This window comes from Nonomuraea sp. NPDC050536 (assembly GCF_044457685.1).
Classification (GTDB): Bacteria; Actinomycetota; Actinomycetes; order Streptosporangiales; family Streptosporangiaceae; genus Nonomuraea.
Genome location: NZ_JBITHD010000013.1, coordinates 18,673 through 37,346, shown reverse-complemented (window position 1 = coordinate 37,346; position 18,674 = coordinate 18,673). Strand labels below are relative to the sequence as shown.

Sequence of the window (18,674 nt, the reverse complement as noted above, 5' to 3'; positions counted from 1 at the left end):
AAGTTATGTGGGGTTGTCAAGCGAACTCGCTGGTCAGCCGCTTGAGGGCCGTAAGCCACGTTAGGCAAGTGTGCGCGCCTCGGCTGATGCAGCTGGTATTCGAAGAGCTAGTTGATCTTTCTCCGCGAGGAGTAGCAGCGGAGTCATTTGTCTTCGGGATCTGGTGGTTCCGTGGCCGGTGCGATCTCGAGCGGTGTGGCGACCCCGCCGACGAGCTGGTGTCCATGAGTGAGCGTGTAGTCAAGCTGTCTGGCCAGGTGAGGGACGGTCGACGGGGGCAGATATGCATCAGCGCCGGCATTGAGCAGGCGTCGGACCGGGCCCTGGTAGTTGACTCCGAGCTCGTTGTCCTCGATTTCGGTGACGATGACACGAGCCTTCGGGAACATCGATCGGAGCGTTGCGATCAACTGCGGGCTGACCGGTGGCACCAGCAGCACGTCGGCCGTTGCGGGAGCCGCGTTCATGTCGAGCACGATGTAGTCCGCACCGAGTTGGGTGGACAGCGACACCCTGGCCTCTGCCGACAGCTCCATCGCGGTGGCGACGACTGTCACGTTGTCGTAGTCGATCGGCGGTTGGTCGTTGGTCCCGTCGGGCGTGTCGCGATCGACGATGGTGCCCTGGATGACGTCGATGGTGCTGGAGATTGTCGCGATCGCCTTGTCGTCCCGCGTGACGACAAGGGTCTCACCGGGTTCGAGGGTGTCGATGAGTGCCGCGATGTCCTCGGGAAGGCGAGTCACGTCGAGTCGCTGCGTGGCTCGCGTGGCGCGCTTGCGGATCACCAGGCCTGGACCGAGTTCTGGGTCGCGGATAGAGGTGGCAGCGTCGTCACAGCGTTCAATCCTTCACAAATCGGACCGGCAGTCAGTGGCGAGCCTATGTCGATATGGATCACTTCGGAGGGCTGGCTCGGCGAGGTCGAAGGACTCCGGGTCAGCCTGGCCGGCACCGAGGACGAACTCGCGCACATCGACCAGCGAGTCCCGCAGATGGTCTATCTGGACACGCCGGGTCGCGTCACCGGCTCGGCACACCCCGTCACGGCCCATGGGAGAGCGGGCCGAGATCCGCAACAACCTGATCGCCCGCATCGCCGAAGCCGAGAGAAAGCTGGCTCGGCGAGGTCGAGGGACCACGGTCGGGGGCAGAGCCGTGATCATCAAAATTCAGAGAACTCGTTGAACCACTCTTAAGATCACTAAAGAACAGCCCCTACAGGATGAGCTCACTCATGCGCACTATTTACGCCGTCACCCATCCGGAGGCGACGCACCATGTCGAGCGGGTCGTCGGCGGCTGGCATGATTCGCAGCTGACACCAGCCGGCCTCAGCGTGGCAGCCTCCATTGCCCAGGCGCTGCGGGCCCAGATCCCGAACGGCGTCGATGTGGAGCTGTTCTCCTCGGATCTGCAGCGCACCCGGCAAACGGCCGAGAAGGTCGCCGAGCTGTTCGGCGTGAAGCCAATCCTGGACCGCAGACTGCGGGAGAAATCCTACGGAGAAGCGGGGGGAAGGCCGCAGGAATGGCTGGACCAACGATTCGTCCCGCCACCGGCTGCCGGGGAGCGGTTGGAACACGACGAGGGCGTGGAGGGTGCCGAGACCAAGGCGGCGTTGGCGCAGCGCATCTACGCGGCCATGGACGAGATCTTGCAGCGCCCCTGCGAACACCAGATCATCGTGACGCATGGTGGCTCCCTGACATTCGTCGTGACATCCTGGATCAAGATGCCGATCAAGGCGGTCGGCCATGCCAGTTTCCGAGCGCCATCAGGCAGCATCACCACGCTGCACGAAGACGATTTCTTCCACAACCGCACGGTCGTCAACCTCGGCGACACCCGCCATCTCGACTCCGCCAAAGTCGGCTGACCTCCTTGCCCGTGGGCACGCCGGCCAGCCGGGGCGGCAGCGGCTTGCGCGGCTTGGGCTAGACCGAGGCCAGCGCCTTCTCCACGGTACGGAAGCCCACGTTGTGCTTGTCTGGAGGGCTCGGATGGACAGCCCCGCTCGAGAATCGCGGCGGATCGCTGTCACCGACAAAACCAACACCCCGACGCTGGTGGGCCGGGCGCCCGTCGGCGAACGCTGGTGAGGTGGATGGGGTCTCTGCGGGGTTGTGCGAGCCTCGGTCCGCTGAGTGCCGCTGCTGACGGCGCCTGCTGAGCGGGGCCGGTCACGCTGTTTCGGCGCTGAGGGCCTGCGCCACGGGTCGGCGGGCTGCCAGGCGCGCGGGCAGGGCGGTGAGTGCCGCCGTCGCCAGGAGAGTCCCGAGTGCGGCGCCGAGCAGCCAGGAGGAGGGGGGTTCCGCCGAATTCCTGGCGGCGAAGAGCGAGAGCAGGCCGATGCCCAGAGGGACCCCGATGATGGCGCCGGGCAGGCTGGGCAGGAGCTGGGCGGTGGACAGTCCCGCGGTGATCTGTCCGGGGGTGGCGCCGAGCGTACGTGCGACGGCCATGTTCGCCCGGGCCTCCATGGCAGTGGTCCAGGTGAACGTGATGGTGTTCACGACGGCGAGTGCGATCAGCAGGATGGTGACGGCGAGCATCAGCCGGCGGTCGTGCACGCCGCGCAGGTTTGGCAGGGCGGAGGAGCCATCCAGGCCGTAGCCCCTCTCCGGCTGGGCGTAGAGGGTCAGCAGGGCGACGATCGCGATCACCGTGGTGGCGGTGGAGCACGCCTGCAGCACGGCGCGGCCCGGCCGGCGGGCGGTCAGCCGCAGCCCGAGCAGGAGCGGCGTGGGCAGCAGCGCGGACAGCGTGGTAAGCCAGGGGCGGTGACGGGGCTGGTACGCGGTGGCGGACAGCGCCGTGACGGTCGCCGTACGCATGGCCCGCAGCGTGGGACGCAGCGTGGACAGCACCGCCACCCCCACGGCCAGGGCGGTCGCGGTAGCAACGGTGGCGCCGTCGGGCCCGACCGCGTCTCCGATCCGGCTGGCGGTGGGACTGGCGATGGCGGGCACGGTCAGGCGGGCGAGCGCCAGCCCCAGCGCGTCGCCGACGAGCGCCAGAGCCAGGTACTCGGTGAACAGCACGGCGGCGATCAGACCCGGGGTGGCGCCGACGGCCTTGAGCAGCCCGGCCCGGTGTGTCTGCTCGACGGCGCGTCCCGCGGCCAGCGCCGCCACTCCGGTGACGGCCAGGAAGCTGAGCAGCCAGCTGCCGACGACCAGGATCGGCTGGCTGTCCCTGAGGATGACCAGGTCCTGTTTGGCTTCGAACTGCCAGGATTGGAAGGTGATCCTGATGGTGGGGTCGCTGTGGGCGCCGAGAAAGGCCTCGGTCGCGGCGGGGTCGCGCAGCTTGAGGTCCAGGGCCAAGGTCACCGGGCGATCTTGGGACGAGGCCAGGGCCCGGGCATCTGATCGGGTCATCCAGGCCAGGCCGCTGTAGTCGCTGGGGCCGCCGCCCGGGCCGATCTGCGCCGCCCAGGGGTAGATGGAGGTGGCCGCGGTGACGGCGATCCCGACGACGGGGTACGGCCGGCCGGCGATGGTGACGTGGTCGCCGACGCCGACGCCCAGCGCGGTGGCGAAGCCGCGTTCGAGGACCGTGCCGCCGGAGCGTACCCAATGACCCGAGGTCACCAGCGGCCGGTTGACCGTGCCGGGCGTCTCGGCGAAGCCGTGCACCACCACTGGGGACGACGTGGAACCGCGCGCGGTGAGGTTGGCGTAGACGATGCGGTAGGGGCCATGGTGGGCGACTACTTCGGGAGCGTCCGCCAGCGAGGCCAGGGCCGAGGTCACGGCCGGGCCCGTGTCGCCGGAGAGTGCCACCACGTCCGGCCCGGCGGTGGCCGCGCGGGTCTGCTCGTACAGCGCGTCGCTCACGCCACTCAGGGACAGACCCAGGGCCATCGTGGCGGTGGCCACGGTCACCGCGAGCAGCAGCATCGCGGCCTGGACCTTGTGCCGGCGCACGTCAGCCAGCACCAGGCGCACGACGAGCACGATGGAGCCCATGCCGTTCAGCCCTCCAGCCCGATCAGCCCGCCGAGCCCGCGCGTGTGGGAGCCGGCCAGCCGGGTGTCGTCGACGAACATCCCGTCGCGCATCGAGACCAGCCGGTCCGCCGTGGCCGCCACCCGCTCGTCATGCGTGACGATCACGAAGGTCTGCCCCGCGGAACGCAGCTCGTCGAAGATCCTCAGCACATCGAGGGTCGCTGCGGTGTCGAGGTTGCCGGTCGGCTCGTCGGCCAGGACGACCAGCGGGTCGTTGGCCAGCGCGCGGGCGACGGCGACCCGCTGGCGCTGCCCGCCCGACAGTTGCGAGGGCAGGTGCCGGGCGCGGTCGGCGAGCCCGACTCGTTCCAGCAGCAGGCTCGCGCGCCGCCTGGCCTGGCGGCGCGAGCGTCCGGCCAGCAGCGCGGGCAGCTCCACGTTCTCGGCCGCCGACAACTCCTCCACCAGATGGAAGGCCTGGAAGATGAACCCCACCGACCGGCGCCGCATGCGCGCCAGAGCTCGCTCGCTCAGCGTGTCGATGCGCCGCCCGGCCACCCACACCTCTCCATCGGTAGGCCGCTCCAGGCCACCCAGCAGGTGCAGCAGAGTGGATTTCCCGCAGCCGCTGGGCCCCATCACCGCCAGCATCTGCCCCTGAGGCACCTCCAGGTCGACCTCGTCAACCGCGCGGACCCGGCTCTGCCCCTGACCATGCGTCTTCACCAGGCCGCAGGCCCGGACCGCGGCACTTGACACGTTCATCCGCCCTCGACTTCGTCATCGACCTTGGACCAGGCCCGTTCACAGGCATCCAGCCAGCGCAGGTCCGCCTGCAACCGCAGCACGACCCCTTCCAGCAGCAGGCCGGCGCCCGACCCCGCCGGCTCGGCCAGCGCCGCCTGCTGCGCCTCACGCAAGCGGCGCAGCAACTCACGGCGCTGCGCCGCCACCAGCTCCACCGGGTCGGCCAGCCGGGCCGCGGCAGCCGCGGCGAGCTTGAGATGAAACTCCGCCAGGTCCGGTTTCGGCCAGCCCACCTCGGCGAGCCACGCGGCCACCCGTTGCTGCCCGGCCGGCGTCAGCGCATAGACCTTGCGCTCCGGCCGCTCGGGCAGGCCGTCCGCCCGCTCACAGACCACGAGTCCCGCTCGCTCCAACCGGGCCAACGTCACATAGATCTGACCACGGTTCATCGATTCGCCCAGAGGGCCGAGACTGCGCGACAGCCGAGCGTGCAAGTGGTACCCGTGCGAAGGCTCCTTGGCGAGCATCGCCAGCACTGCGTCCTGCACTCCACCCCCCTAACGGTTGGCCAATAGATAGCGGTTACCCATGGGAGGTGTCAAAACGCCACATCTGGCGATCTCCTGGACTGGCCCGCCGCCAACTGAGGGATGGAGGGGAGCGCCGCCCTGTGACGGCCCGCCGCCCCGCGGCCGCCGACATCTGCCCGCACACCGGCCGCGCCCGCCTCGGCTACGACCGTGCGCGCGTCCTGCTCGACAAGTACGCCGGCCTCGATCTGCACCAGTTGCGCCACCTATCGTGGGCAAGACCCCCGCACCGCCATGCGCTACGTCAACATCGCCGCCGTCACCTAGGTTCCGGCACCGCCGTACCCACTAATCAGCCGAGTGGCGCCTCGCCGCGGCTATCGAAGTTCCGGGCCGTGATGCCAGGGATCTCCGCCGTGCCCTGCTGCTACTCGAACTGTCATCACCCTCGTCTGGCTAAACACAACCCTCGACGTTGACAAGTCCCTGGGCGTCGAGTCCGGCCGCCAGACCGAAAGGCGCGAAGACCTCGGAACCCTGGAACACCGAATTCCGGCTGATGCCCTCGGCGGTGACGGTGAAGATCTGGAGCGTGTGGGGCTCGTATCTGCCACCGACGCGCTGAAAGGCGGCGAATCCGGGCTGGCCGTTGGCCGTGACCGTCTTCAGACGCCAGTCCGTTCCGGCCTCCTCGAAGACCCATTCCATGAACAGGCCGTAGTTGCTGCGGCCGGCGAACCAGTTGAGCATCGGCGGCATCTCCATGATGACGTCCTCGGTGAGCAGCCGTTTGAGACTCTCGACGTCGGCGTGCTCGAAGGCCCTCATGTAGCGATCGACCCAGGCGCGCTGTTCGGCTGCGGACGGCTCGTTGAGAGGTTCCTGCCGGACGCCGACTTCCTTCACCCGGGTACGCGCCCGCTGCAGGGAACTGTTCACCGATACGGCGGTAGTGCCGAGGATTTCCGCCGCCTCGGACGCGGAGAAGCTGAGCACGTCACGCAGGATCAGCGCACCGCGCTGACGCGCCGACAGGTGCTGCAGGGCGGCGGCGAACGCCAAGCGCAGGCTGCTGCGGTCGATCACGGCTCTGGCCGGATCGCCCGCGTCCAGCAACGAGTCCGGCAAGGGCTGGAGCCAGGCGAGGTTCTCTGCCTGGACGAGCGGCCCGAGCGGGTCCGACGCGGCCACCAGCCCCGACGGCAGCGGTCGGCGGCCGCGAACCTCCAAGGCGGTCAGGCAGGCGTTCGTCGCGATCCGGTAGAGCCAGGTGCGCAGGGAGCTGCGAGTTTCATCGTATTGCTCCCGCGTCCGCCACGCCCTCAGGTATGTGTCCTGGACCAAGTCCTCGGCGTCGTGAGCCGAGCCGAGCATCCGATAGCAGTACGCCAGCAGCTCCGTTCGGAACGGTTCGACCAGGCGATCGAAGCCTTCTTCTCCTGCCGTCACGCGCCCACACCTTTCTCTGCTCCTACCAAGATCACCGAGCTCTGTGAAGCGCCTGACCTGCATATCCGTTGGCTCTCGACGCAGCTGCCACACCCACCACGCTCACGACGCACCGACTCCCACACGACGCTGAGCAAACCGCGCCCCGTCCTGGCAGCCAGGACGGGGCTCAGTCTGCTCAGCGCGAACCTGCGGGGGCCGGGCGTCAGCTCGGCAGGACAGCAGGACTGTTGTGGTACGCCGCGAGCAGCCAGGCGCCGTCACGCTTCTCCAGCACCCAGGTCGCGTACACCATGCGCTCGGCAGGGACCTCGGTCTCGCCAGGGAACCTGACGCCGGTCTCGCTAACCGCGACCGCGGCGTTCTCGCCCAGGAAACGGATGCTCTCCAGCTTGTCGATGGTCGTGCTGCCCTTGAGGAAGGACGCGAAGCCGTCAGCCATGTTCTGGCGGACCTCCTCCTTGGACTTGCGGTAGGTGCCGGGCATGATCGCAGTGGCGTCCTCCGTGTAATCCGTGACGAAGGCGTCGGCGTCGCCAGCGCCCCAGGCCTTGTAGAGGTTTTCCAGAACACCCTTAATGGCGGCCACATCGTGCGATCGGGTCTGGGTCATAGCTCTCTCCTCATCGCTTGCAATCCCACGGCCTGTGACAGGCCCACCGATACATACCGGCGAGGGCCCCGGAACTCATCGCGCCGGGCTGAAGAACTTTTCCGGCCCGCCCCTGCCGTTCATTACCGCGGTCATGGCGCGGTCCGGCGGCCCTGGCCGGGTCCCGGGGGCTCGCAGCCGCCACCGGAGTGCCGGCCCGCACCATCACCCGCATCCTGAGGCTCGATCAAGGACCATTCCTCATCGGTGAGGTCGCCACGCGCCATAGCGAAGGCACTGCCAGGATCGCAGGCCAGAGCGCAGGCAATCCCTATGATCTCAACTCCATACAGGCCCTAAGGCCAAGTGAGTCTCTCTCAGCGGCACATCGCGTCGATGAGATCCGAGAAATGCGGGAACTCTGCTCGTGCGGCAGTCACGATCTGGGCGGGGGAACGGTGGCGGCCGGGTGCGTGTCGCTCGGCGATCGTATGGAAGGCCTTGTTCGGCTGCGCAGAGGAGTCGGGGTCCGTGAAGGCCTCGGCGGGGCCCAGGCCGGCGGCGAACAGCCAGAGGAGGTCGCCGAGATCCCGGGCGATCACACCGCGCTCGCCCTCGGAACCGATGTAGACAACGGGCTGGTCGATGATCGCCGCCTCGGGCCGTACCAGCCAGAAGCCGGTGTAGTCACCCGCCCCGGTCGTGCCGAAGAAGCGGAACTCGCTGCCGTCGACCTCTTGATTGCCGGTCCACAGGCGGAACCACCACGCCGTCCGGGCGGACTCCTCGAACTGATCGTATGGCTCGAAGTCACAGCCTCGGGCCTCGTCGGTCTCCTCGTCCCACTCCCACTCGAAGCCGACCTGGGCCACCTCGGCCAGGGCAGTGGGCAATGCGCGATCTTCAGGTATGTCCGCCACCCCGAAAGATTAAACGATCACTGAATGGTGCTGCTGGAGGGTCTCAAGCTACCTGGCGCGTGATCATGGAATGCTGGGTTGGCCGCGGTACCCGACTCGGCTGTGGCGGACTCCTCGTCTGAGGCTGCGGACGCGGGCTCAGCCGCAGGTCAGCGCCTTGCCTGCCAGGAGTAGAAGGCGCCGTGCAGGTGCTCGAAATAGTGATCGACGTCATCCTCTGACCACTCCACGTCCTCGAGGGCTCGGGCCGGATCGCCCTGTGGGCTCCAGGCGTAGCCGTAGGGGCTGTGCATGGTCTCGCCCTGCCGGAAAACGACCACCCCGCGTTCGCGGCGGACCTCCTCGAACTCCATCCCGCCGACGCCGGCGAGGGTGAGGACGCCGAAGAACGCCAACACTCTCGAACGTAAACCACTGACTGGCGCCGCGGCCTCCAGCCAATCGTCGTGGACAAGGTTTCGATGATCGTAAACGGACTGGCTGGGGCGGAAGCCACCGGCGCCGCGCGGCCGGAGGCCGGTGAGACATTCGCTGGCCGTACGCCAACTCTCTGAGCCACACGCCAGGCCTCGTGAGACAGGACAGCAGGTCGGAAAGACTGTCCTGGCTCATTCGAAGTGATGCATGGGCATGCCGATGACCTGCTGTGCAGCATTTCTACCGAGTCGGACGGACAGCGGGGGAATCAGTGAATCTGATGCGCCCAGGCGAGTCTGCGGCACGGAAGGTCGAGCAGGGCAAGGTCGTCGAACCCAGATTCTTCCTCGTGATGGCCCTACTCAAGGCGCTTGGCGCCGCGCCCGCAGCCTTGGATTGACACTCGGTGGGCACCCAAGGGCGACCGCAGGAACGTGCGTCATGCCGTCAGGAACTGGATCGCTTGCATCGACCACATCCTCGCATCACATTCGCGTCATAGAGCCCCCGACTTGCCGTCGTTGTCACTGACTGCGGACGAGGGCGAGCATCTCATCCACTGAACCGGCCGGATCGCTGATCGGAAACTGCACCGCCCGGATGATCGCGTCGGGGTCGACCAACAGGGTGAGGCGCTTGAAGCGGTCGACGCCGGCCGCCCGGAAGGTCGGCAGCAGCAGCCCAGCGGCGAGTCTGCTGTCCTGGTCGGACAGGAGGGGATAGGACAACTTCGCGTGCGTGACGAAGGCGGCCAACTGGTCGGGTCGCTGGGTGCTCACGCCTTGGATCGTGGCACCTGCTGCCTCGAAGTCGGCATGCCGTGACGCGTAGGTGAGAGCTTCCAAAGTGCAGCCGTGCGTCCCCGGGATGTCGGGCCAACCGGGCGGGTAGCCCTGGGCGCCCGGGGCGAAGGCGCCGGGGAAGAAGTAGAGCACAGTCCAGATGCCGCCCGGTGCGTTGGGCGCGACCGGCTCGCCGTCATGTCGTTCCAGCACGACATCCGGCATCTTCCGGTTGACCAGCTCGTGCACGCGACGGCTCTCGGCGGACCCGTCCTCGCTGGTCGCGGTCAGCGCCCCATCGCCCATCACATGTCTGGCGCCCCAATCCTGCAGGGCGATGAGCGTCGGCAGCAGGCCTTCACCCTTCGTGGTCAGCACGTAGTCGTAGCGCGGCGGGCGATCGGAATAGGGCCGCCTCTCGAGCACCCCGTGTTCGACGAGCTTGGCCAGGCGTTCGGCCAGAGCTCGACGGCTGACGCCGAGCTCACGCTGAAGGCTGTCGAAGCGGGTGGTGCCGCCCGCGATGTCGCGCACTACCAGGAACGTCCACCAGTCGCCAAGCACGCCGAGCGCTTGCGCGATACCGCAGTCGGAGTCGGGCAGATCGGCGCGCTTCACATACTCCAGTATAGTGCGTTCCATTCTGGAACTTACTCCCGAGAGGCGCTGGGATGGGAATTGGCAGTGGAGGCGGGGTGGGCGTCTTCTGGCGGTGGTGGACGGCTGGCACGACCAGCGCGGTCGGCTCGGCGGTAGGCGCGGTGGCGCTGCCGCTGACGGCCTTGACGGTGCTCGACGCCTCCGCGTTCGAGATGGGCGTGATCGCCGCCGCCGGTTACGTCGCATGGATCGTGATAGGCCTGCCCGCCGGGGTGGTGGTGCAGCGACTCCCCATGCGAAGTGTTCAGGTCGCCGCCGACCTGGCCCGCGCGGCGGCGGTCATCTCCATACCGCTGGCCTGGTGGCTGGACCGGCTGACGGTCGCCCAGCTGGTGATCGTGGCCCTCGTGATGAGCTTCGCGGACGTCATCTTCGACGTCGCCAACTTGGCCTTCCTGCCGTCGATCGTGAGCAAGGAGCAGCTGCAGTCCCGTAACAGCCTGACGTCCGGCACCCATGCCGCTACTCAGCTCGGTGGGCCGTCGGTCGGCGGTCTCGTCGTTCAGGTGCTCGGGGCGGTGCCCACCCTTCTCGTCGACGCGGCCAGCTACCTTGTCTCAGCCCTGCTGCTGCGGACCCTGCCCGAACGCCGCTCAGAGGCCCCCGACCGCTGGCCACCGGTGCGCGCGATGATCCGCGAAGGCTGGCGTTTCGTCGTGCACCACCCTGTCATGGGTCCGTGCATGTGGGCCGCCACCGCGGCGAACACGGTCTGCGGGGCACAGCACGCGCTCTATGCGCTGTACCTCGTACGCGAGCTGCATGCCGAGCCCGGCCTCGTGGGCCTGCTGCTGGCGGCGGACGGCGCCGGCGCGCTGATCGGCGCGGCTGTGACGAACCAGGTCACGGCCAGGCTCGGCACCGCCCGCGCTCTGATCGTCGCCGGCTTCGTCTCGGCCGCCGGGGTGCTCGTCGTCCCTCTCGGTACCGGTTGGCAGGGCTTCGCCGCCTTCGCCGCCGGCAACGTGGTGTTCGCCGCCGGTGTCGTGGTGCTCAGCGTGGTGACCCGCACGTACCGGCAGATCGCCAGCCCGCCCGACCTGCTGCCTCGGGTGATGGCCACGGTCCGCTTCGTCTCTTGGGGCGCGATCCCGATCGGCGGGTTGATCGCCGGAGTGATCGCCGGGGTGCTCAGCGGCCGGGTCACCCTGATGATCTTTGTCGTCGCAGCCATCTGCATACCGTTGGTCCTGTTGGCCTCACCGATCCGGCGCCTGCGCGACCTCACCGACTATCAGCAGAGCGACGAATCCATCGGCCCGCCACCGCATCGTCGGCGGCTCGCCCCTGAAGCCCAAGCGAACACGTCCAACCCATGAAGCCCAGGTACGCGAACTCCCGCCTGTCAACGGGAGCCAGCCACAGGAGCGAGCGGACGGTCAGATCACCTGTACCGGCTGATCACATCACGGGAGCTCTATGGCGGGAAGAGGCCTGTCCGCGGACGACCTCGCGTGGATGCTGCAGTCCGCCTACACAAGAGGAACCGCCGACGTCGGAGCCTAGGAACTGAGGACCACCGGCTCCCAGCGGCTGGAATGACAGAATTCACCGGATTCTCGCCAACCCTTTGACCTGCGCCATCGTGAACCGTAGGACAGAGAGGCCGAGCGTGGTTCCGTCCGGAAGTTGAGGAGTCGAAGGTGCACACCGTCGCGGTTCTGGCACTCGACCAGGTCATCCCGTTCGACCTCTCTACGCCCTTGGAGGTGTTCGGCCGGGTCCGGTTGCCGGATGGGCGCCGCCCCTACCAGGTGCGTGTGTGCGGAGCCAGCGCGCAGATAGCGGCGGCCGGATTCGTTATCACCGCCCCATGGGGCCTGGAGGGGCTTGCCAACGCCGACACCGTGATCGTTCCCGGTCGTGCGGAAGGCGCTTCCCCGCCGGGCGAGGAGGTACTGGAGGCGTTGCGCGGGGCGGCGGCCCGGGGCACCCGGATCGCCTCGATCTGCGTCGGCGCCTTCGACCTCGCCTTGACCGGACTGCTCGACGGACTGGCGGCTACCACGCACTGGGTTGCCGCCTCCGATCTCGCCCGATGCTTCCCCGCGGTCGAGGTGCGCCCCGACGTCCTCTACGTCGACAACGGGCAGCTGCTCACCTCCGCGGGGGCCTCGGCGGGGCTCGACCTGTGCCTGCACATGATCCGCCGCGACTTCGGCTCCGCGGTGGCCGCCGATGCGGCCCGACTGGCGGTCACCCCGTTGGAACGCGAAGGGGGCCAGGCCCAGTTCATCGTCCATCCCCAGCCGCCGATCCCGCAGGGCTCCACGCTCGAACCGGTCCTCGCCTGGATGGAGGAGCGCCTCGGTGAGGAGTTGACGCTCGACCTCATGGCCCAGCGCAGCGGCATGAGCGGGCGCACGTTCAGCCGGCGGTTCCGTGAGCAGACCGGTACCACACCGCTGCAGTGGCTGCTGCGGGCCCGGGTCCGGCGGGCGCAGTTCCTCCTGGAGAACACCGACCACACGATCGACCGCATCGCCGACCAGGCCGGATTCGGTTCCCCGACCGCCTTCCGTGAGCGCTTCAAAAAGGTCGCCGGCACCACGCCGCAGAGCTACCGCGCCACCTTCCGCAGCAGCGAGCACGCCTGATCAGCTCCGCCTCGAACGGCCTTGGATCGCTGCGGACGCCCCCACCCGACGCTTCCCGGAGATCGAGCGGCGCGCCCCGGGCAACTGCTCGCTTCCGTCACCTGACACGAATGATCACCGTTGAGAAGACCTCGGTGCGGGATCGCTTTGGGGGTGCCGATCCGCCGTCGGTGACCGGCTAGGCGGCGGGCGCGGAACTCAACAACGCGTGTCAACGGCCTTGATGTTCTCCCCGTAGTGTCAAACGCGGCGCGGGACGTCGAGCGTGGGCAACATAGGTGACCAACGTGAAGCCTCTGGTAGCAACGGACCTTGTGGTGAGAGCTGTCCTACCAGGGGCTTCACGTACTTCGTGAAGATCATTTCGTTGAGAAAGCCTCAGCACGCGAGTCGTGGCGAGATCTCGTTGGAATGTGTCATTCAAGCCCATCTTCGCTGTGCGCATCGGTTTCTAGCATTGAGGCGAAGCCGGTGACCATCGGCTCCTGCTCTAGCGAAAGACACTCATATGCACGTCCAGATCGTGTTGTTCGACGGGTTCGACCCGCTTGACGCCATCGCACCGTTCGAGGTCCTCCACGCTGGCGGCACTGCCTCCAAGGGCGCTGTCAGCGTAGAGCTGGTCAGCGCCGAGGGCCCGCGGGAGGTCGTCAGAGGCACCGGCGGCCTGTCGCTGCGCACGACCGGCACCCTCGACCCAGATCGTCCCGGCGTCGTCCTCGTCCCGGGCGCCTCCGGGCGCGTCGGTGACCCCGGCGACAGCGCGGACCTTGAAGACGACAGCAGGCAGGAGGACGCCATCCCGGTCCGGCTGACCAGCGCGCTCAACACCGAGCTGCCGGTGCTGCTCAAGGCCGCCATGGAGGACGCGCGGATCACCGTGGCGACGGTCTGCGGCGGCTCGCTCGTCCTGGCCATGGCGGGCCTCCTCCATGGTCGCCATGCCACCACCCACCACCTGGGCCTGGACTTGCTCGACGCGACCGGCGTCCACGCTGTCCGCGCACGCGTCGTCGACGACGGCGACTTGGTCACCGCCGCCGGAGTCACCTCCGGACTCGACCTCGGCCTGTACCTGCTGGAGCGCGAAGTGGGTCCGCAGATCGCTCACGCCGTGGAGGAATTGTTCGCGCACGAGCGCCGTGGTACCACCTGGCGCCCCGGCGGGCTCGAGCCCGCCGCCTTCTGAGCGCCCCCGTCCCGCCCCGCACGTCACGAACAAGGAAGCGCTGTTTCATGTCCACTGAAATCGAAGGTGTTTGGGACCTGACCATAGTCACGCCCATCGGGCGGGTGCGACCCGTCGTCGAACTGCGCACGGAGAACGGGCTGCTGGTCGGCACCGCCCACGGCACGGGCGAAGACCTGCCGCTGAAGGACATCGCCCTCGACGGTGACCAGCTGACCTGGAAGCAGTCCATCACCCGCCCCATGCGCCTCGACCTGACCTTCGCCGTCACCGTCGACGGCGAAACGCTCACCGGTACCTCCAAGGCCGGTCGCCTTCCGTCCTCAAAAGTCACTGGCCGGCGCCGTTCCGACGATGTCGCGGACGCCGCTGAGCCGGCGCGATGACGACACCACGCGTCGCGTCTGCGGCCAGTGCTGCGGCTGCGACGGGGGCACCCACACTGGTGTTCCTGGCCGCAAACGGGATCGGCAGTCTAGGGCCCGCGTGCGTCGCCGCAACGGTGACCGCCGTGCTCGTCCTCGCCTGGCGGCTGCGCGCCCGGCGGCAGATTCGGCATGCGGTCGTCGGAGCCCTGCTGGCGACAGCGTGCGCGGCCGTAATACATCTCCTCGTTGCCCGGATCGGCTTCTCGTGCTGGTACCGGCGGTTGCCCCACCTAGGCCCTGGACCACCGCGCCGTCGAACGGCTCCAGCCTCATTAGGTCGGTTGACACCTGCGGATTCGGGTGCGTCGTGAGCGGCCAGCCCCCGACCTCTCGTCAAACACCCCGGGGGCCATGGGGGCCGCGTAGATCGGCCAGGGGGCCGTGGTCGCGGTGGCGGCGGGTCAAGTAGTCGGCAACGTTGGCGGCGCGTTCGCCGAGCTGCCAATGGGTGGGGTTCTGGCATGAGGCTTCGTCGCAGGTGTGCCGGACGGCCAGTTCCTGGTCGGGACGGGTCACGTGGGGGCCACCGTGGGCGAGTTGGTAGCCGAAGACGTGCGCGGTGATCACGCGGGAGGTGCCCGGGTCTTGCTGCCGGCGCGGAACTTGCCCGTGCCCGGTGGAGGAGATTGCCGCGCGCCACCCCGCGCGAGACGCAGGTCCTGCGGCTCATCGCCGAGGGCTTGTCCAATCCGGAGATCGCCGGCCGGTTGACGGTCACGGAGGAGACGGTGAAGACCCACGTGAGCCGCGTGCTGAACAAGCTCGGGCTGCGCGACAGGACCCAGGCGGTCGTCGCCGCGTACGAGACGGGGCTGGTCGTGCCGGGCTCACGCGGGCTTCGGTGATCTCCGGTCAGACGCCGGGGCAGCGGGCCGGGGCCGTGCCGTAGGCGTACTGGAGGAAGTCGGTCAGATAGGCGGGCCAGGACTTCCAGTCGTGGCCGCCGGTGCTGTAGCAGTATCGGTGGCCGACGCCCAGGCTCGTCAGCGTGGCGTCGAAGACGCTGGCGTAGGAGCCGAGGATGGGCTCGTTGACGGAGGTGGCGTCGGTGTTGGCGGGAGAGGTCGTGCTGTAGCCGCACTCGGGCGGCGCCGGGTGGTTACCGTCGCCCGGCTGTGCCAGCGTGGCGCAGCCTCCGGCGTACAGACCGAGCCTGCCGCTGTATGGGGCGTACTTCCCCTGCGTCACGAGGGTGGCCGGATTGGCGGACGGCCAGTCGTAGACGGTGCGGCCGTCGACGACGCCGGTGGTGTGCGGCCCGAACAGCGTGTCCAGCCGGTAGAGCCGCTGCTGGTCCTGGTCGATCACCAGCACGCCGTTGGCGTCGTACTTGTTGACCCGGAACTTGCCGTTGAGCAGGTCGAGAGGCGCGATCGAGGCGCCGGCCTGCCACATCGAGTCGGACACCGTGCCCTGCGCGGGCTTGGCCCGCACGTCGATGCCTGGTGAGAAGGCGCCGATGACGGAGAACACGTCCGGGTGCGCCGCGGCGTACCTGAGCGTGCCGTAGCCGCCCATCGAGATGCCGGCGAGCCCGCGCCCGGACCGGTCGGCGATCGTGTGGAAGTTGGCGTCGATCCACGGGATGAGCTGGGAGATGTGGTACGTCTCCCACCTGGGCGCGAAGAACCCGTCGGTGTGTCCCGCCCAGTCGGCGTACCAGCCGCTCATCCCGCCGGTCGGCATGACGACGATGCCGTCGTACGGGTGGCCGGGCACCTTCGCGATCAGGGACACGAGGTCCGCCTTCGTCGTCCACTCGTCGTAGTCGTCTCCGCCGCCGTTGATCAGGTAGAGCGAGCGGTAGCGGGCGCTCCTGGCGGGGTCGTAGCCGCTGGGCAGGTAGACCCGAACGGTGATCGTCCTGGTGAGCGGGTTGATCACCGGGGTGCCGCCGGACGCCTGGAAGATCGCCGTGGACGTCATGGTGATGTCCCGCAGCTCGGAACCGTCAGCCTGCGGGTGCCGGTCGACCCGTAAGCAGGTGATCCCGAAGTCGGTGGGATCGGACAGCGTCGTGGAACACGTCTCGGCCTGCGCCGCGGGTGCCGGAACCAGGACAGTCCCGGCGACCAGCAGCGCTCCGGCCACCGCGCACGCGAACCAGTGTTGGAGAACTCGCATCACACCCCCCGATGTGCACAAGTGATTGCTTGGTTATGCCCCGTTCTGATCATGGCACCAGCAATGCGACCTCACGTCAACAGGGACCTCCAGCTGGATCGCCCAGTCGATCCGGTTGCGAGCGCCGCGGGCGGTCATCGCCCGGCACTGGGCGGCCTGGTCCAGCAAGAAGGACCCGGCGAGCTGTCCCTCGTCCGGGTCCTCGGTGAACCGGCCGAAGCGCCGGCGTTGTTCGTCGCTGAGAAAGTTGGTGGGCACCGCCCGCTCCTTGGCTGTGTCGGCGTGATGTTCGCGCGCGACGGTGCCGGGCATCCTGACGGAGCGTGAGATGATCGGTGATCTCAGCCCCGAGCCTCACTCCATGTGATGTGTGGGCGGGGTCCGGCCGGCCCCGGCCCGCCGACGACGTAGGGGAGTTGGGGCCGTGGCGGTGTTCGCCCCCTCACCTGATCTGGATGATGTGCTTGCCGCGGACGCCACTGGCTTCCAGGGCCCGGTGGACATCGGCGAGCCGGTCGAGTGGGTGGACGGTGTCCACGACGGGGACGATGTCGCCGTGCTCCGCGTAACGGGTGATCTCGGTCAGCAGCTCGGTGTCGGGGTTGCCGCTGAAGACGCGTATGCGTCTGCTCCCGTGGACGGTCGAGGCGAGGATGGTGGCGAGGCTGGGGAGAAGCCTGTTGAAGTCGAGGGTGACGGCGACCATGCGCCCGCCGGGTGCCAGCAGGCGGCGGAAGCGGGGCTGCTGCGTGCCGGCGGTGTCGACGATGACGTCGAAACGGCCCAGCTCAGAGAGGCGAGTCGTGCGGTAGTCGAGTGCTTCGTCGGCGCCCAGGCCGCGGACGAAGTCGAGGTTCTTCGCGCCCGCCAGAGCGACGACGTGGGCACCGAAGAGCTTGCCGACCTGCACCACGACGCTGCCCACGCCTCCGCTGCCCCCGCGCACCAGGAGTCGCTCACCGGGTTTGATGACGGCCTTCTCGCGCAGGGCGGTCACCGCCGTGGCCCCGCCGGCGAGCAGTGAGATGGCCTGCACCGGGGTGAGGTTCTCCGGAGCGGGGGCGATCTGGCGGGGGCGTACGGCGACGTACTCGGCCATGCTGCCCGTCTTGCGCCCCAGCAGCCCCCACACCCGGTCCCCTTCACGTACTCCGGTAACCGAAGAACCGACTTCGGCGACCTCCCCAGCGAAGTCGATTCCGCTCGTCTTGGGGAAAGTGCGGCCGGTTACCAGGCGCACTTTCCCGGACCGATCGAGCAGATCGCCACCGTTGACGCTGGCGACGTGCACCCGCACCAGCACCTCCTCGGGTGCGGGGGTCGGCGTCGGCCGCTTGCCCACGTAGAGAACCTCCGGCGGGCCGTATCGGTCGAAGAGGGCTGCGCGCATGTCGCTCATCATCTCGTCCTGTGTCGCGTTTCGGAGCTGCGAAGGCGCTGTGTGCGCCCGCTGGTACGCTCACGCTAAACCGGTAAGTGGACGACATCGTCCGTTTAGCTTGAAGTGAGAGACATTGCCTGCTCAGCCATCTCACAAGCCGTCCGGGCACGTCGGCGATGTGCCCGGCGATGCAGAGCCTGTGGGCTTGCGCGCCGATGCCCGGCGTAACCGGGAACGCATCCTTGAAGCTGCGCGCGAGGTGTTCGCGGCCCAGGGCATTGACGCCCCCATAAGCGCCGTCGCCCGCCGCGCCGGCGTCGGCGTGGCCACCCTCTACCGCCGCTTCCCCACCCGCACTGCGCTTGCCGCCGCTGCCTTCACCGAGCAACTCGCCCTCTGCGCGGCAGCCTTCGACGAGGCCCTAGCCGACCCTGATCCTGGGCACGGCCTGTACGCACTCCTGGAGAAGGTGTGCACCACACAGGTGACCGACCGCGGCTTCGCCTCCGTATTCCTGGATCAGTTCCCCGACGCCCTTGATCACGATCACGAACGAGACTGCGCCGAAGAGGGTCTGGCGCGGCTGGTCCAGCGTGCCCGCGAGACCGGACAGCTGCGCGACGACTTCGACCCCGCCGACATCACCCTCCTACTCCTGGCCAACAGCGGCCTCGCCGGACAACCGAGAGAAACCGCCCTCGCGGCCTCCCGGCGCCTGCTCGCCTATCTCTTCCAGGCTTTCCAGGCACAGCGCCCTGACTCTCTCCCACCTCCCGCAGCGATGAAACTGCGCGAAATCCGCCAGCCACCGGGCCACCCGTGAGACCGCACGGAAGCCTCTCACAAATGACCATCTGTGCGAGTTCTGCGAGAGCCCCGGACCGCGATCCGGTTCCGCAGGTC

General features: G+C 68.3%; 18 protein-coding genes and 1 pseudogene. 7 read left to right on the top strand and 12 right to left on the bottom strand.

Annotated features, from left to right (window positions below; genetic code table 11):
* Window positions 1-143: 143 nt before the first annotated feature.
* Window positions 144-788: a hypothetical protein gene (locus ACIBHX_RS31785; protein ID WP_397071032.1), complete on the bottom strand. Its 645-nt coding sequence runs from the start codon at window positions 786-788 to the stop codon at window positions 144-146.
* Window positions 789-1,237: 449 nt separating this feature from the next.
* On the opposite strand from ACIBHX_RS31785, the gene ACIBHX_RS31780 reads away from it, so the two are divergent.
* Window positions 1,238-1,879, top strand: a complete 642-nt coding sequence (locus ACIBHX_RS31780) for a histidine phosphatase family protein (protein WP_397071031.1) — start codon at window positions 1,238-1,240, stop codon at window positions 1,877-1,879.
* 304 nt (window positions 1,880-2,183) lie between these two features.
* On the opposite strand, the gene ACIBHX_RS31775 is transcribed toward ACIBHX_RS31780, so the two are convergent.
* From ACIBHX_RS31775 to ACIBHX_RS31740, 8 genes are all read right to left on the bottom strand, one after another.
* Window positions 2,184-3,974, bottom strand: coding sequence for an FtsX-like permease family protein (locus ACIBHX_RS31775; RefSeq protein WP_397071030.1), 1,791 nt, complete (start codon window positions 3,972-3,974; stop codon window positions 2,184-2,186).
* Between the two features lie 5 nt (window positions 3,975-3,979).
* On the bottom strand, window positions 3,980-4,720 hold the full coding sequence (locus ACIBHX_RS31770; protein ID WP_397071029.1) for an ABC transporter ATP-binding protein: 741 nt from the start codon (window positions 4,718-4,720) through the stop codon (window positions 3,980-3,982).
* Complete coding sequence (locus tag ACIBHX_RS31765) at window positions 4,717-5,250, bottom strand: PadR family transcriptional regulator (protein ID WP_397071028.1); 534 nt, start codon at window positions 5,248-5,250, stop codon at window positions 4,717-4,719. The genes ACIBHX_RS31770 and ACIBHX_RS31765 overlap by 4 nt, the downstream gene beginning before the upstream one ends.
* Window positions 5,251-5,688: 438 nt before the next feature.
* Entirely contained in the window at window positions 5,689-6,681 is a 993-nt protein-coding gene (locus ACIBHX_RS31760) for a sigma-70 family RNA polymerase sigma factor (protein WP_397071027.1), read from the bottom strand.
* Window positions 6,682-6,886: 205 nt separating this feature from the next.
* Window positions 6,887-7,294 carry an SgcJ/EcaC family oxidoreductase gene (locus tag ACIBHX_RS31755; protein WP_397071026.1) on the bottom strand — a complete coding sequence of 136 codons (408 nt, stop codon included), beginning with the start codon at window positions 7,292-7,294 and terminating at the stop codon, window positions 6,887-6,889.
* Between the two features lie 356 nt (window positions 7,295-7,650).
* Window positions 7,651-8,166, bottom strand: a complete 516-nt coding sequence (locus tag ACIBHX_RS31750; RefSeq protein WP_397071025.1) for an SMI1/KNR4 family protein — start codon at window positions 8,164-8,166, stop codon at window positions 7,651-7,653.
* 176 nt (window positions 8,167-8,342) lie between these two features.
* Window positions 8,343-8,591, bottom strand: a complete 249-nt coding sequence (locus ACIBHX_RS31745) for a hypothetical protein (RefSeq protein WP_397071024.1) — start codon at window positions 8,589-8,591, stop codon at window positions 8,343-8,345.
* A gap of 543 nt (window positions 8,592-9,134) precedes the next feature.
* Entirely contained in the window at window positions 9,135-10,010 is an 876-nt protein-coding gene (locus tag ACIBHX_RS31740) for a winged helix-turn-helix transcriptional regulator (protein WP_397071023.1), read from the bottom strand.
* A gap of 53 nt (window positions 10,011-10,063) precedes the next feature.
* Between ACIBHX_RS31740 and ACIBHX_RS31735 the strand changes: the two genes are divergently transcribed.
* The 5 genes and pseudogenes from ACIBHX_RS31735 to ACIBHX_RS31715 form a co-directional block, all read left to right on the top strand.
* Complete coding sequence (locus ACIBHX_RS31735) at window positions 10,064-11,371, top strand: MFS transporter (protein ID WP_397071022.1); 1,308 nt, start codon at window positions 10,064-10,066, stop codon at window positions 11,369-11,371.
* 324 nt (window positions 11,372-11,695) lie between these two features.
* Window positions 11,696-12,649: a GlxA family transcriptional regulator gene (locus ACIBHX_RS31730; protein ID WP_397071021.1), complete on the top strand. Its 954-nt coding sequence runs from the start codon at window positions 11,696-11,698 to the stop codon at window positions 12,647-12,649.
* 508 nt (window positions 12,650-13,157) lie between these two features.
* Complete coding sequence (locus ACIBHX_RS31725; protein WP_397071020.1) at window positions 13,158-13,838, top strand: DJ-1/PfpI family protein; 681 nt, start codon at window positions 13,158-13,160, stop codon at window positions 13,836-13,838.
* A 47-nt stretch (window positions 13,839-13,885) separates the two neighbouring features.
* Entirely contained in the window at window positions 13,886-14,224 is a 339-nt protein-coding gene (locus ACIBHX_RS31720) for a hypothetical protein (RefSeq protein ID WP_397071019.1), read from the top strand.
* Between the two features lie 665 nt (window positions 14,225-14,889).
* Window positions 14,890-15,111 (top strand): annotated as a pseudogene (locus ACIBHX_RS31715) (response regulator transcription factor); the annotation flags it as partial.
* Window positions 15,112-15,118: 7 nt separating this feature from the next.
* On the opposite strand, the gene ACIBHX_RS31710 reads toward ACIBHX_RS31715, so the two are convergent.
* From ACIBHX_RS31710 to ACIBHX_RS31700, 3 genes are all read right to left on the bottom strand, one after another.
* Window positions 15,119-16,390 (bottom strand): alpha/beta hydrolase, encoded by a 1,272-nt coding sequence (locus ACIBHX_RS31710; protein WP_397071018.1) that lies wholly within the window; start codon window positions 16,388-16,390, stop codon window positions 15,119-15,121.
* Window positions 16,391-16,423: 33 nt separating this feature from the next.
* Window positions 16,424-16,702: a DUF4158 domain-containing protein gene (locus ACIBHX_RS31705; RefSeq protein ID WP_397071017.1), complete on the bottom strand. Its 279-nt coding sequence runs from the start codon at window positions 16,700-16,702 to the stop codon at window positions 16,424-16,426.
* Between the two features lie 130 nt (window positions 16,703-16,832).
* Window positions 16,833-17,780, bottom strand: a complete 948-nt coding sequence (locus tag ACIBHX_RS31700) for an NAD(P)-dependent alcohol dehydrogenase (protein ID WP_397071016.1) — start codon at window positions 17,778-17,780, stop codon at window positions 16,833-16,835.
* 190 nt (window positions 17,781-17,970) lie between these two features.
* Here ACIBHX_RS31700 and ACIBHX_RS31695 point away from each other — a divergent pair, with 190 nt between their 5' ends.
* Window positions 17,971-18,594: a TetR/AcrR family transcriptional regulator gene (locus ACIBHX_RS31695; RefSeq protein WP_397071015.1), complete on the top strand. Its 624-nt coding sequence runs from the start codon at window positions 17,971-17,973 to the stop codon at window positions 18,592-18,594.
* The last annotated feature ends 80 nt before the right edge of the window (window positions 18,595-18,674 follow it).